General features: G+C 74.1%; 8 protein-coding genes. 5 read left to right on the forward strand and 3 right to left on the reverse strand.

Annotated elements, in window-relative coordinates; translation table 11 throughout:
- Window positions 1-4: 4 nt before the first annotated feature.
- Together ACIOC0_RS36535 and ACIOC0_RS36540 are read left to right on the forward strand one after the other, a co-directional pair.
- Window positions 5-1,462 (forward strand): NAD(P)/FAD-dependent oxidoreductase, encoded by a 1,458-nt coding sequence (locus ACIOC0_RS36535; protein WP_402160625.1) that lies wholly within the window; start codon window positions 5-7, stop codon window positions 1,460-1,462.
- Between the two features lie 160 nt (window positions 1,463-1,622).
- Window positions 1,623-2,081 carry a hypothetical protein gene (locus tag ACIOC0_RS36540; protein ID WP_402160628.1) on the forward strand — a complete coding sequence of 153 codons (459 nt, stop codon included), beginning with the start codon at window positions 1,623-1,625 and terminating at the stop codon, window positions 2,079-2,081.
- Window positions 2,082-2,112: 31 nt separating this feature from the next.
- Here ACIOC0_RS36540 and ACIOC0_RS36545 read toward each other — a convergent pair whose 3' ends face one another.
- Both ACIOC0_RS36545 and ACIOC0_RS36550 read right to left on the reverse strand, forming a co-directional pair.
- Window positions 2,113-3,753: a PucR family transcriptional regulator gene (locus ACIOC0_RS36545; RefSeq protein ID WP_402160631.1), complete on the reverse strand. Its 1,641-nt coding sequence runs from the start codon at window positions 3,751-3,753 to the stop codon at window positions 2,113-2,115.
- Window positions 3,754-3,872: 119 nt separating this feature from the next.
- Entirely contained in the window at window positions 3,873-6,329 is a 2,457-nt protein-coding gene (locus tag ACIOC0_RS36550) for an ATP/GTP-binding protein (RefSeq protein WP_402160633.1), read from the reverse strand.
- Window positions 6,330-6,619: 290 nt separating this feature from the next.
- Between ACIOC0_RS36550 and gabT the strand changes: the two genes are divergently transcribed.
- The 3 genes from gabT to ACIOC0_RS36565 all read left to right on the forward strand — a co-directional run bounded on the left by gabT (window position 6,620) and on the right by ACIOC0_RS36565 (window position 10,708).
- On the forward strand, window positions 6,620-7,954 hold the full coding sequence (gene gabT, locus ACIOC0_RS36555; protein WP_402160636.1) for a 4-aminobutyrate--2-oxoglutarate transaminase: 1,335 nt from the start codon (window positions 6,620-6,622) through the stop codon (window positions 7,952-7,954).
- Window positions 7,955-8,444: 490 nt separating this feature from the next.
- Window positions 8,445-9,266 carry a phosphatase PAP2 family protein gene (locus ACIOC0_RS36560; RefSeq protein ID WP_402160639.1) on the forward strand — a complete coding sequence of 274 codons (822 nt, stop codon included), beginning with the start codon at window positions 8,445-8,447 and terminating at the stop codon, window positions 9,264-9,266.
- Entirely contained in the window at window positions 9,263-10,708 is a 1,446-nt protein-coding gene (locus ACIOC0_RS36565; protein WP_402160642.1) for an aldehyde dehydrogenase family protein, read from the forward strand. Before ACIOC0_RS36560 ends, ACIOC0_RS36565 begins: the two co-directional genes overlap by 4 nt.
- Window positions 10,709-10,843: 135 nt before the next feature.
- Here ACIOC0_RS36565 and ACIOC0_RS36570 read toward each other — a convergent pair whose 3' ends face one another.
- Complete coding sequence (locus ACIOC0_RS36570) at window positions 10,844-13,714, reverse strand: glycoside hydrolase family 3 C-terminal domain-containing protein (protein WP_402160644.1); 2,871 nt, start codon at window positions 13,712-13,714, stop codon at window positions 10,844-10,846.
- Between the last annotated feature and the right edge of the window lie 275 nt (window positions 13,715-13,989).

Consider the following 13,989-nt stretch of genomic DNA (forward strand, 5'->3'; position numbering starts at 1 on the left):
AATCATGGCCCCGAGCGCCATGAGCAGTGGCAGTGAATTCAGTGAAGAATTCGGCGGAGGGAAGGACCGGGCCGCTTCCCTTTCCGAAGCCCGGCCGGTCCCGTACTGGCTGGAGGACCCCGGAAAGCCCCGGCCCGAGGCCGCCCTCACCGGCCCCGCCACCTGCGATCTGCTGGTCGTCGGAGGCGGCTACAGCGGACTGTGGACCGCGCTGATCGCCAAGGAGCGCGATCCCGGGCGGGACGTGGTGCTGCTGGAGGCCCGCGAGGTGGGCTGGGCCGCCTCGGGCCGCAACGGGGGCTTCTGCGCGGCCTCCCTCACCCACGGGCTGGCCAACGGTCTGGCCCGCTGGCCGCGGGAGATCCGCGTCCTCCAGGAGCTGGGGACGCGCAACCTCGACGAGATCGAGGCGGCGGTCGCCCGGTACGGCATCGACTGCGACTTCGAGCGCACCGGCGAGATCGACGTCGCCACCGAGCCCTACCAGGCCCGGGAGCTGCGCGACTGGTACACCGAGATCGACCGTCGGGGCCTCGCCGAGGACGTCGAGTTCCTCGACGCCGACGCGGTGCGCGAGCAGGTCGCCTCGCCCACCTTCCAGGCCGGGCTGTACGACCGGCGGGGCGTGGCCATGCTGCACCCGGCGAAGCTCGCCTGGGGGCTGAAACGGGCGTGCCTGCGGCTCGGCGTCCGCGTCCACGAGCACACGCCCGCGCTGACGTTGAAGCCGTACGGCGCGGGAATGGCCGTGGGCACCCCGTACGGGAGGATCCGCGCCCGGCAGGTCGCGCTGGGGACGAACATCTTCCCCAGCCTGGTGCGGCGGGTGCGGTCGTACACCGTGCCGGTCTACGACTACGCGCTGATGACCGAGCCGCTGACGGCGGAGCAACTGGCGTCCGTCGGCTGGAAGAACCGGCAGGGCCTCGGGGACTCCGCCAACCAGTTCCACTACTTCCGGCTGTCCGCCGACAACCGGATCCTGTGGGGCGGCTACGACGCGATCTACCCCTACGGCGGGCGGGTCCGCGCCGAGTACGACGACCGGCCCGAGACCTACGCCAAGCTGGCCGGGCACTTCTTCACCTGCTTCCCGCAGCTGGAGGGCGTCCGCTTCACGCACGCGTGGGGCGGCGCCATCGACACCTGCTCGCGCTTCTCGGCGTTCTTCGGCGCCGCGCACCAGGGGAAGGTCGCGTACGCCGCCGGCTACACCGGGCTGGGCGTCGGGGCGACCCGGTTCGGCGCGGAGGTGATGCTCGACCTGCTGGCAGGGGAGCGCACCGAGCGCACCTCACTGGAGATGGTCCGCAAGAAGCCGCTGCCCTTCCCGCCCGAGCCGTTCGCCTGGACCGGCATCGCCCTCACCAAGTGGTCGCTGGCCCGCGCGGACGCCCGGGAGGGGCGGCGCAACCTGTGGCTGCGGACGATGGACCGGCTCGGCCTCGGCTTCGACAGCTGACGCGGGCGCCGCACCCCCGGGCTCACCCGAACGAGTGGGCCGAACCCGCGTAATGCCCGCAGGGGACCCCCCTCTCCTCCTTCTGACGCGCCCGCGTGGACCTCGCACTCGACGAGGGACACCAGGACACCAGGAACACGAGGAAGAGGGGGGTCCGCCCATGGCAGGTCCGAAGACGGCGGCTCAGTGGCTCGCATCGGTGGCGCCGGATCCGCGGGCCTGCCACCGGGAATGGGAGCGCAGCCCGCTCGGGGTCGCCCTGCTGCCGGCCGGCAAGGCCTGGGACGTCCTGATCCTGCCGGGCGGCCTCGGCTATCCCACGCTCGACGTCCTCACCCGCATCCTCGACCGGCCCGGCCCCGTGCTGGTCGACTTCGGCGACGACCGCATGGGCTTCTTCGTGCCGCCCGGCACGGCAGCCCGCTGGATCGGCACCGGCGTCCGCTCGGCCGGCGCCGGCACCTGGATCGTCGTCCCCCACCCCGACCGGTCCACGGCCGGCGTGCGCTGGCTGATCCCGCCGGACGGCACGGGCACCCTCACCGACGCGGCCCTCCTGGAACTCGCCATGCACGAGGCGGCGGCGGGCCGAGCCGGCCGGGGCGACGGACTCGGCTGACGAGGTCCGCCTGCGCCGGGCGGGCGTACGGCTACTCCGTCGACGTCGCTTTCAGGGCCAGCCAGAGTTCCATCCGGGCGTCCGGGTCGTCCAGGGAGCGGCCGAGGATCTCCTCCACCCGGCGCATGCGGTAGCGCAGGGTGTGGCGGTGCACGCCCAGGTCGGCCGCGGCCGCGTCCCACTGGCCGTGCCGGGAGAGCCAGGCACGCAGCGAGGCGACCAGGTCGCCGCGGCCGGTGGCGTCGTGTTCGCGAAGGGCGCGCAGCAGGCCGTCCGCGAAGGCCTTCACCGCGTCGTCCGCGAGCAGCGGCAGCACCGAGCCCGCCGCCAGCTGCTCGTGCTCGACGAGGACCCGGCCCCGGCGGCGGGCCACCGACAGCGCCTGCTCGGCCTGCTTGTAGGCGGCGGCCGCCGCTATCGGACCGGCCGGCGCGGACAGGCCGACGACCATCGCGTCCTCGTCGCCGTCCCCGCCGCCGGTCCGCTTGCCCTCACGCGCCGCCGCGTACCGCGTGCAGGCCGCCACCGCCGCCCCGCCGTCCGCCGCCAGCGCGACCAGCCGGCCGCCCTCGGGCACCACCAGCACCGCTTCCCCCGACCGGGCCGCCGCCGACTCCGCCACGTCGACCAGACCCGCGAGGCCGGCGAGCGGATCCCCCGCCGTCCTGGCGGCGGACGCCGGCTCGGCCACGAGGACCCTGAACGGCGCATCCAGCAGCTCGCCGTACAGGTCCCCGGCGACGGCCCGCGCGTGGTCCGGTTCGCCCGCCAGCAGCATGCGCAGCACCGCCGCGCCGAGCCGCTGCTCCGCCGCCTGCAGCGAGCGGGAGCGCTCCATGGTGAGCGTGAGCAGGGCGATCGCCGAGTGCACCGCGTACCGCTCCGCCGTGCCGAGCGCGGCCGCCGTCCCCACCGCCAGCGTCGCGCGCGGGCGACGGCCGGCGCCGAGGGAGTGCAGCTCGACGCGGTCGGCGTTCCCGGGGGCGTCCGCCGGCTTGGCTTCCCCCGCGCCCTGGGCGGGCGCGGAGCCACCGGCTCCGCCCACCACCGCCGAGGCCGGCGTCGGGCGCTCCCGCAGCCGCTCCACCTCCGCGGTGAGCCGCGCCGCCCGCCGCCCCGCCCACTCGGGTGCCGCAGCGACGACCGAGCCCGACGCGTCGTACAGCGCGGCCCAGCCGTCGACCTGTGAGGCGAGCGCGGAGAGCAGACCCTCGGGACCGGCCGCCAGGGCCTGTTTCGTCAACTCGCGCTGAGCCGCGAACCCGGCCGTCACCGCCCGGTACTGGTCGGCCGCTATCGCCGCCGACACCGCCTTGCTGATCGCGAGGAACGGTGTGCGGCGCGGCACCTCCAGCAGCGGCAGGCCTTCCTTCTCCGCGGCCTCCACCAGCGCCTTCGGGATCTCGTCGTAGGCGACCCCGACGGCGAAGCCCAGTCCCACCACGCCCGCGCCGGCCAGCCGCCGCACATAGCGCCGCATGGCCTGCGGGTCCTCCGCGTCCAGCTTCAGCGCGGTGATCAGCAGCAGTTCCCCGCCCTCCATGTACGGCACGGGGTCGGCGAGCTCACTGACGTGCGCCCAGCGCACCGGCACGTCGAGACGGTCCCCGCCCGCCCGCACGGTCAGCTTCAGCGCCGAGTGGTGGACGAGCGAGGCAAGCGTGGGAGCCATGGGGCCTTCAGGTCTCGGGCCTCGGGTCGGCGGGGGCGACCGGGCAGGTGATCCATTGGCCGCTTCGTATGAAGAGCCTGTGCCGATTCTGCCTCACTGTAGGGGTTCCGGTGTCGCGTTCAGCCCCTCAGGTCCAGCAGCAGCGGCGGCGTGTGCTCACCCTTGACGCTGGTCAGCGACAGCACCGCGTGGCCCGGCGGCACCTCGTGCGCCAGCTGCGAGGCAGACCACCGCTCCCGCTCCACCTGGCGCACGGTCACCGCGTCCGTGGTCACCGCCCGGCCGGTCACCAGCTTGCGCAGGGCGTGCAGCGCGCGGGTCATCGGCTGGTCGGCGAAGACCGTGTGCTGGGCGACCTCCTTCGTCTCCACCCACTCGGTTCCCCAGCTCTGCGCGAACCGGCCGCCGTCCCAGGTGGTGATCCCGGAGAACGCCATCCGGCAGCCGACGGCCGCGTACAGCGGGCCGTGCAGCGTCTCCGGGACGTCGGCGACGCTGCGCAGGGCGAGCAGCACGCCCGCGTTCTGCGAGCGCAGCCGCTGGACGCGGCGCACCGAGTCCGCGGTGACCACCCCCGTCGCGTCGTCCAGCACGAGACACACGAAGTGCGCGCGCCGCCCCTCGCGGACGACCGAGTGGAACTGGGCCAGCACGAGCCGGGTGATCAGCCGCCCGGCCTCCTCGTGCCCCCGCTCGGGCAGATCGATCCGGACCCGCAGCGGGTGGTGGGCGAGGGCGCGCAGCGAGAACGCCCGCCGTTCACCGCCGCCCGCGTGGTGACCCTCACCCCCGGTGGCCTGCTCACCGCCCCCGAAGAACCCCGCGAACGCCGGACGGTTCAGCAGCGCCAGGCGGTCGGCCAACGCACGGCCAGGGTCGCCCGCAGTGCCCAACTGGCGCACCCGCGCCTCCAGTTCGCGGCGCATGATCTCGTCCCCGGCGACGGCCTCCCGCAGTGCGGACAGCGCCGCCGGCTCACCCTCCAGCAGCTCGCGCAGCGCCGGCAGCGTCGGGAAGCGGCCGTACGCCGACCGGTAGGGGCCGAGCAGCTGGGCGAGCGCCGTGGCCGCGGCCTGGCCACCGACGGCGTCGAGGTCGCCCACGAGCGCCTCGGCGAGCACCCCGGCCGCCTCGTCCGGGTCCTCCGACTCGGCGTACGGGTCCAGGTCGTGCACGGACGACCGGTCGCCGATCCGGACGATCACGTCGAACGCGGAGTCCGAGCCGAGCGGGCTCCCCGGCGAGGACACCGCCACGAAGGCGCACCCCCCGGTCAGCGCCTGCAGCGCCAGCGCCTCCGTCACGGGCTCGACGAGCGTGCGCGTCTTGCCGGAACCCGACGGCCCCACGGCCAGCAGCGAGGTGCCCAGCACGTCCGGGCCGAGCGCCGCGCCCGCCTCGTGGTACGGCAGCGGCGCGCGCTCTCCGGCCACCCAGCGCCCGATGCGCACCTGACCGGCCAGCACGTCGTGCCGGGCGGCGCGCCGAGGCAGGTCGCGAGAGCCGGAGGGGTGGGTCCAGGCGGCGCCGCCCTCGCGCAGCACGGTGTCCCGGAAGTCGCCGGAACCCGACTCCCACGCGCGGGCGAGGCGCGCGCAGTCCACGTCGTTCATCCGCCCGGCGGCCACCTCGGCGGTCAGCACCTCCGCCGCCTCGTACTGCCCGGCCTCCCGCAGCCGCGGCCACTGCGCGCGCGGCAGCTCCACGGGGGCCGGCGCTGCGGGGTCGGCGGCCGCGCGCCGGGCGGCGAGCCGTTCCCTCAGATACGGCAGCCAGCCGCCGACCACCGCGAACGGCCACACCACCAGCAGGGTGATCACCGCGTACAGCGAGTCGGTGAACAGGGGTGAGGCGAACAGCTCGTAGCCGCCGGAGACCAGGACGACCAGGGAGAACAGCGGGGAGACCACCGGCAGGGGATCCCAGCCGACGCCCGGAAAGGCGGTGGGGAACACGAAGCTCAGCGCGACCAGCGCCCCCAGCAGGGCGAGCAGCGCCCGCGAGGGCTGCGGCCGGCGGCCGACGAAGTGACGTACGGCCTCGGCCCAGCCGCCCAGCCGGCCCATCGCGTAGAGGAGGACGGCGAAGAAGGCGCCGTCGTAGACCACCCGGGCCTCCGCACCCTCCGTGGTCTTCGGCGAGGCGATGGTGCCGCCCCACCACCAGTCGTCCGGGGTGAACAGGCGCAGCGGGGCGAACTGGTAGGGAAGGCCGCCGCGCCGCCACAGCGACCACAGCACCAGCGCGACCACCAGCGGGATCAGCATCCCGACGACCGTCACCGGAGCCAGCCGCTGCGCAGCCCGCCCCTCCTTCGGCGGCCGGTACCCCAGACGCCAGATGCCGGGCCGTGCCTCGGGCCGCGCCTCGTTCAGCCAGGCGGCCACGGCGGAGGAGGGGGGCTGCGCCGGCTTCGCGGCCTGCTCGGACGCGCCCGGAGCCCGCGTCGGCCGGGGCGGTGTCCGTGGGGGGGCCGGGGGTACCTGGGACGGGGGCGGCGTCGGCGGCGGCCCCGCAGGGCGTGGTACGGGGCTCGCGTGTGTGTCGTGCGTGTCCCGCGTCCCGTCGCTGTTCATCGCCCTTGCCCCCTGACCAGCCGCTCCGTCCACCGTCAGCGAGTCAATCTAACGCCCCGTCCGAAGGAGTCCACCGCTCACACGGCCGGGCCCGGTCCGGGTGCCGCCGGGCCCGCTATGTCCACGGCGGACAACCGGCCCCGCAGACAACGCCCACATGGAGCATGCCCACCTTTTCCGAACCGCCCTAACCTGCGAGAAACGAAGTCCGAGCGTCCTCACCACACCCGGAACAACCGGAACCGCCGCACACCCGGAATCCCGGGTCGCAAGATCATCAGGGAGCCCCCATGACCGCACTTCCGCAGGAGCGCCGCGTCGTCACCGCCATCCCCGGCCCGAAGTCGCAGGAGCTGCAGGCCCGCCGCACCGCCGTGGTCGCGCAGGGCGTGGGTTCCGTGCTGCCGGTGTTCACCGCGCGCGCCGGCGGCGGCATCATCGAGGACGTCGACGGCAACCGCCTCATCGACTTCGGCTCCGGCATCGCCGTGACCTCCGTCGGCGCCTCCGCCGAGGCCGTCGTGCGCCGCGCGAGCGCCCAGCTCGCCGACTTCACCCACACCTGTTTCATGGTCACCCCCTACGAGGGCTACGTGGAGGTCGCCGAGGCCCTCGCCGAGCTCACCCCGGGTGACCACGCCAAGAAGTCCGCGCTGTTCAACTCCGGCGCCGAGGCCGTCGAGAACGCCGTCAAGATCGCCCGTGCTCACACCAAGCGCCAGGCGGTCGTCGTCTTCGACCACGGCTACCACGGCCGCACCAACCTCACCATGGCGCTGACGGCGAAGAACATGCCGTACAAGCACGGGTTCGGCCCGTTCGCGCCCGAGGTCTACCGCGTCCCGGTCGCCTACGGCTACCGCTGGCCGACCGGCCCGGAGAACGCCGGCCCCGAGGCCGCCGCTCAGGCCATCGACCAGATCACCAAGCAGGTCGGCGCGGACAACGTGGCCGCGATCATCATCGAGCCGGTGCTGGGCGAGGGCGGCTTCATCGAGCCGGCCCGGGGCTTCCTGCCCGCGATCCGCCAGTTCGCCGCCGACAACGGCATCGTGTTCGTCGCCGACGAGATCCAGTCCGGCTTCTGCCGCACCGGCCAGTGGTTCGCCTGCGAGGACGAGGGCATCGTCCCCGACCTGATCACCACCGCCAAGGGCATCGCGGGCGGTCTGCCGCTCGCCGCCGTCACCGGCCGCGCCGAGATCATGGACGCCGCGCACGCGGGCGGCCTCGGCGGCACCTACGGCGGCAATCCGGTCGCCTGCGCCGGCGCGCTCGGCTCCATCGAGACGATGAAGGAGCTCGACCTCAACGCGCGGGCGAAGAGCATCGAGGCGACCATGAAGGCCCGCCTCACCGCCATGCAGGACAAGTTCGACGTCATCGGCGACGTCCGCGGCCGGGGCGCGATGATCGCGATCGAGCTGGTCAAGGACCGCGCCACCAAGGAGCCGAACCCGGAGGCGACCGCCGCGCTCGCCAAGGCCTGCCACCAGGAGGGGCTGCTCGTCCTGACCTGCGGCACCTACGGCAACGTGCTGCGCTTCCTGCCTCCGCTGGTCATCGGCGACGACCTGCTCAACGAGGGACTCGACATCATCGAGCAGGCCTTCGCCCGCGTCTGAGGAGTCCGGCGCCGAGGGCGGAGTGTGAAGAACGTGTGCGAGGTGGATGGCGGGACGGAAATCCGTCTGTCGCCGCGGGATCGACTGCCGTAGGTTCTAGGCAGATGAGAGATACACCCCGCCCGCAGGTGACTGCGGGCGCCCAGGCCGGGGCCTCCCCAGCTTCGACCTGGTCGTGCTTCGCGCACACAACCGGGGCCCAGCGCTTCGGATCTCCTCACCGATCGGACGGTCGCCCGCCCCAAACCCCCCGGGGCGGCCGGCGTTCCGGTCCGGACGGCCACCCCGGAACCACCCCCCCTGTTCCGGGGTGGCCGACCTCCTTCTGACGCGCCGACCACGCGACGCGGACCCCGGGACCTCACGGCCCGGGGTCTTCTTCTTCCCGCGGGTCCCACGAGCGGTTCCGTACGAGCGCACACCTGCCCCACTTGCCCGACTTGCCGCACGTCCGCCCCGCGCGACGGGCCGCACCTGACAAGCTGGGCGCATGCCGACCCGCCCCCACCAGCGAGCCGAGGACGCGTCCGCGCCGCAGGCGATCCCCGACCGGGCTCCGGGAGTCCGCAGGCCGGGCCTCGAGTTCACGTTCCTGCTGGGCCTGCCCGCCCTCCTCTTCGTCCTCATCACCTGGCAGGTCGCCGTGGACGGCCCGCTGCTGCGGTTCGACGGACGCCTCAGCCACGCCCTCGTCCACCCCGACCGCGCCTCCGACCTGCTGTCCGCCCTGGGGAACGTGGAGGTCGCCGTGCCGGCCCTGCTGCTGGCCGCCCTGTACGCCGTCCGCCGGGGCAACGCGGCCGGCCGGCGCCGCTGGTGGCTGCCGCCGGTCACCGCGTTCGTCCTGCTGACGCTGGTGGCGCTGATCGTCGTACCGCTGAAGGAGTGGACGGCCCGGCCCGGCACGCCCGTCGTGCCGCCCGCCACCGGCTACTACCCGTCCGGGCACACGGCGACCGCCGGCGTCGCCTACGGGGCCGCCGTGCTCCTGCTGCTGCCCTGGCTGGTCAGCGCGGCCGCCCGGCGCGCGGCGGCCGCCCTCGCCGTCGTCCTCGTGCTGGCCGTCTCGTTCGGACTGGTCAGACACGGGTACCACTGGCCGCTGGACGTCGTCGCCAGCTGGTGCCTGTGCGTGGTGCTGCTGGGGGCGCTGCGGCTCTTCCTGAGACGCGCCATGAGCGACCCCGCCAAACCGGCGCACCCGCGCCCCGCACCCGTACGACTCGGACAAGCGCTCACGCGCCCCCACAGCCCTACGGTGGACCCGGAAACCCAGCACACCCCCGAACGGAAGGGCCGGACCGACACATGACTTCCACCCACGCCTTCTGGCTCGCCGGCCGCCAGGTCACCGGCGAGGACAGCTTCGACGTCAGCTCCCCGTGGGACGGCCGTCTCGTCGGCAAGGTCAGCGTGCCGACGGACGCCCAGGTCGAGGAGGCCGTGGCCGCCGCGTACGCCGTGCGGGACGAGTTCGCCGCCACCCCCGCCCACGTCCGCGCCGCCGCTCTGGACCACGTCAGCAAGCGCCTCGCCGAGCGCACCGAGGAGATCGCCCGACTGATCTCCGCGGAGAACGGCAAGCCGATCAAGTGGGCCCGCGGCGAGGTCGGCCGGGCCGTCTCCGTGTTCCGGTTCGCCGCCGAGGAGGCCCGCCGGTTCAACGGCGGCGAGGCGCAGCGCCTGGACACCGACGCCGGCGGCCAGGGACGCCTGGCGCTGACCCGACGCTTCCCCAAGGGCGTCGTCCTCGGCATCGCGCCGTTCAACTTCCCGCTGAACCTGTGCGCGCACAAGGTCGCCCCGGCCATCGCCGCCGGCGCGCCGATCATCCTCAAGCCGGCCCCGGCCACCCCGCTCTCCGGCCTGATCCTCGGCGACCTGCTCGCCGAGACCGACCTGCCCGCCGGCTCCTGGTCGATCCTCCCGGTCGCCAACGACAAGATGCCCGCCCTCGTCCAGGACGAGCGGCTGCCGGTCATCTCCTTCACCGGCTCCGAGAAGGTCGGCTACGCGATCATGGACTCGGTGCCGCGCAAGCACTGCACCCTGGAGCTCGGCGGCAACGGCGCGGCCGTCGTCCTGGGCGACTGGTCCAGTGACGCCGACCTGGACTGGGCCGCAGCCCGCATCGCCACTTTCTCCAACTACCAGGGCGGCCAGTCCTGCATCTCCGTGCAGCGCGTGATAGCGGACGCCGCCGTGTACGACCGGCTGCTGCCGCGGATCGTCGCCGCCGTCGAGGCCCAGGGCACCGGTGACCCGTCCGACGACGCGACCGACGTCGGCCCGCTGGTCAGCGAGGACGCGGCCAAGCGCGTCGAGACCTGGGTGGACGAGGCCGTCGCCGCGGGCGCGACCCTGCTCACCGGCGGCAAGCGCGACGGCGCCACCTACGCGCCGACCGTGCTCACCGACGTGCCCGCGGACGTCACGATCGCCTGCGAGGAGGTCTTCGGGCCGGTCCTCACCGTGCGCAGGACGGACGGCGAGGACGAGGCCTTCGCCGCCGTCAACGACTCCAAGTACGGCCTCCAGGCGGGCGTGTTCACCCACGACCTCCAGGTCGCCTTCCGCGCCCACCGCGCGCTGGAGGTCGGCGGCGTCGTCATCGGCGACGTGCCCTCCTACCGCGCCGACCAGATGCCCTACGGCGGCGCCAAGCAGTCGGGCGTGGGCCGCGAGGGCGTGAGGTTCGCGATGGACGACTACACCTACGAGCGGGTGCTGGTCCTCACCGGCGTCGCGCTCTGAGCGGACGCCGGGGCGTGGTGCGAAACACGCCGTAGCCCTTCCGAAGGGGCCCGGCACCGAGGCCGTCCGGATGCCGTCCGCATCCGTGGCCTTCCGGTGCCGGGCCTCTTCTCTGCGCCGGCCCCCTCCGGACCCTCAACCGGAGAAGCCGACGCGCGCGAGCCGCAAGGGGCCGCGCAGCCTCAGCCGCAGATCCCGCACGCCCGCCGCCGTGAACGGGGCGTCCAGGGTGACGTAGTCGTACGGTCCCGCCGTCGGCGTCGCGAGGGTCAGCGCGGCGAGGACCGGGCCGCCGTCCACGGTCAGCTCCACCGTGCCCGAGCCGGCCGCCGCCACGCTCACGCCGGCCGTCCCCGCCCCGAAGTCGCAAGCCCGGTACAGCAGTTCGCCCGCGCCGCCCGCGGCCGGCGTCACCGCGTCGCCCGACACCTTGGTCCGGTCGACGATCTCGGTCCCGCCCTGCTCGTCGAAGTCGACGGCCGCGAGCCCGTCGCGGAGCACCGGGCGCGGGGCGGCCGGCTCCCCGTCGAGCGTGACCGTCGTCCGCAGCCGCACGTCCTCGCTGGAGGATCCCACCAGCAGGTCGTACGGGCCCGGCTCCAGCCGCCAACCGCCCCGCGCCACGTCCCAGAACGCGAAGGCGGACAGCGGGACCTCGAAGGACACCTCGGCCCTCTCGCCCGGCGCGAGCGTCAGACGGCGGTGGGCCAGCAGCTCACGGCGCGGCCGGGTGACCGACGGGTCCACCGCGCGCGTGTAGAGCTGCGCGACCTCGTCGGCGGGCCCGTCCCCCGTGTTGACGACCGTGAAGGACACCCGTGCCGTGTCCGCGCCGTCGTCCCCGACGCGCGCCTTCAGATCGGCGTACGCGAACGACGCGTACGACAGCCCGTGCCCGAACGGGAACAGCGGCCTGCCCTCGAAGTACAGGTACGTCTGCCGGCCGCCGATCACGTCGTAGTCGAGCAGGTCGGGAAGGTCCGCGTCGTCGGCGTACCAGGTCTGCGGCAGGCGGCCCGCGGGGGAGACGTCGCCGGCCAGCACCCGCGCCAGCGCCGTGCCCGCGGCCTGGCCGCCGTGCGCCGTCCACAGCACCCCGGACAGCGGCCCGGCGTCGATCGCGTACGGGTAGGCCGACACCAGCGCCAGCACCACGCGCGCGTCGCCGGACCGGGCCGCCGCCAGGAGCCGCTCCTGCTGCGCGGGCAGGCGCAGGGTGGTGCGGTCCTCGGTCTCCCGGCCGTTGATGTGCGGGTCGTTGCCCGCCACCACCACGACGACGTCCGCCTCGGCGGCCACCCGGGCCACCGCGTCCTCGCCGCGTTCGACGACGACCAGCTCGAACACCTCGGGCTCGCCCTCGGCAACCTTCACGCCCTCGGCGGTGACACAGACATGGCGACCCGTTCCGATGTGCCGGAGGAGGTGACCGTTGCCATGGGCGTCGGCCCCGGTGCCCGGTGCCGCCTCCAGGCGGAACGTCTCCTGCACCACCCAGCCGCCGGGCCGGTCGGCGGAGGCCCGCAGGAAGCCGTCCTCGGCGACCGAGAGGTAGCGGCCGTCGGGAGCGCGCAGAGTGAGGACCCCGTCGCCCCAGTCGGCGAGCGCCAGCTCGGTGCCCGCGGGGCCGGCCGTGAGCGGGGGGAGGTCGGTGCGGCCCGCGAGCAGCGCCGGGTCCAGGGCGCCCTGCGCGCCACGCGCCTCGTCGGCTGCCTCGGGGGCGGCCGGGACGTGCAGGAACGTGCCCGCGGACGTCTTCAGCAGGACGCGGTCCACGCCCTCCGCGAACGCCACGCGGTCCGCCCCGAACCGCTCGTGCAGCCCCTCCAGGGGAGTCGAGCGGTGGATCAGCGTGCCGCTGTACCAGTCGAGCTTGCACTCGTCGGCGAGCGGACCGACCACCGCGATCCGGGTGTCGGCGGCGAGCGGCAGGACGCCGTCGTTGCGCAGCAGGACGATCGCCTGCTCGGCGGCCTCCAGGGCGAGTGCGCGGTGGGCCGGGGTGTCGAACTCACCGGTGTCCACGTGCGGGTCGTGGTGCGGGTCGAACTCGCCGAGGCGGAAACGGACCGAGAGCTGGCGGCGGACCGCCGTGTCGACGTCGGCCTCGGTCAGCAGGCCCCGCTCCAGTGCGCCCCGCACCCGGGCGGTGATCTTCGAACCGTCCGTGCCGTGGTCGGTGAAGCTGTCCACGCCGGCGGTGAGCGCGGCCGCCGTCGCCTCCTCGTGCGTGTCGAAGTAGTGCTCGGAGTCGACCAGGTTGGAGGGAGCGCCCGCGTCCGAGCACACCATCAGGTCCTGCTCGGTCCAGGTGCGCAACTGCTCCCGCAGATACGGCGAGACATGGTTGGGACGCCCGTTGACCAGGTTGTACGCCGGCATCACCCCGGCGACCGCGCCCGCCTCGACCGTCTCGCGGAAGGCGCGCAGGTCGTACTCGTGCAGCACGCGCGGCCGGACCGAGGAGGACGTGACGTCGCGGCCGGTCTCGTTGTTGTGGGCCAGCCAGTGCTTGAGGACCGGCGCCGTGCGCCAGTACGTCGGATGCTCGCCGCGCAGCCCGTGGGTGTAGGCGGTCGCGATGGCGGAGGTCAGCTTCGGGTCCTCGGAGTAGCCCTCCTCGTTGCGGCCCCACAGCGGGTGGCGCAGCAGGTTGACCGTGGGCGACCAGACGTTCAGGCCCACCCGCTCGTCGCGGGCGCGCATCGCGCGGACCTCCCGGGACACCGCCTCGCCGACCCGGCGCACCAGGTCCGGGTTCCAGGTCGCGCCGAGCCCCACCGCCTGCGGGAACACCGTCGCCGGGCCCATCCAGGCCACCCCGTGCAGCGCCTCCTGGCCGGTGCGGAACGCGGCGATCCCCAGGCGTTCGACGGCGGGGACGAACTGGTGCAGGAAGGAGATCTTCTCGTCCGGGGTCAGCCGCGCCAGCAGGTCGTCGACGCGCTTCGGGAACGGCAGCTGCGGATCACGGAAAGGCGGCGTGGGCGGCATGAATGCGGTCACGTGGGATCCCTCGGCGCTGGAGCGGAAGAACGCTTTCGAAGCGCTTCGATGCTCATTCGCCTCGCGGACGGCTGTCAAGGGACCCCACTGCAACAAGTCCGACAACTGGGCGTGATTTCAAGCCGACCATACGCGTGGGAGGAACCGGCGTCGCACCGAGGAATCTTGGGAACGACCCTTGTGCACCCCCTGCCCTTCACTTAACCTCGCAGCAACATCGAAGCGCTTCGACGATCCTACGAGCGGCTGGAGTCGCCATCGGGTGCGCCCAAGCC

The sequence above is a fragment of the Streptomyces sp. NPDC088254 genome (genome assembly GCF_044740925.1).
Lineage (GTDB): Bacteria > Actinomycetota > Actinomycetes > Streptomycetales > Streptomycetaceae > Streptomyces.

Excerpts from the sequence above, each read along its gene's own strand:
- ACIOC0_RS36540 (WP_402160628.1), top strand. The coding sequence starts at position 1,623 with ATGGCAGGTCCGAAGACGGCGGCTCAGTGGCTCGCATCGGTGGCGCCG.
- ACIOC0_RS36535 (WP_402160625.1), top strand. The coding sequence starts at position 5 with ATGGCCCCGAGCGCCATGAGCAGTGGCAGTGAATTCAGTGAAGAATTC.
- ACIOC0_RS36550 (WP_402160633.1), bottom strand. The coding sequence starts at position 6,329 with ATGAACAGCGACGGGACGCGGGACACGCACGACACACACGCGAGCCCC.
- ACIOC0_RS36560 (WP_402160639.1), top strand. The coding sequence starts at position 8,445 with ATGCCGACCCGCCCCCACCAGCGAGCCGAGGACGCGTCCGCGCCGCAG.
- gabT (WP_402160636.1), top strand. The coding sequence starts at position 6,620 with ATGACCGCACTTCCGCAGGAGCGCCGCGTCGTCACCGCCATCCCCGGC.
- ACIOC0_RS36565 (WP_402160642.1), top strand. The coding sequence starts at position 9,263 with ATGACTTCCACCCACGCCTTCTGGCTCGCCGGCCGCCAGGTCACCGGC.
- ACIOC0_RS36545 (WP_402160631.1), bottom strand. The coding sequence starts at position 3,753 with ATGGCTCCCACGCTTGCCTCGCTCGTCCACCACTCGGCGCTGAAGCTG.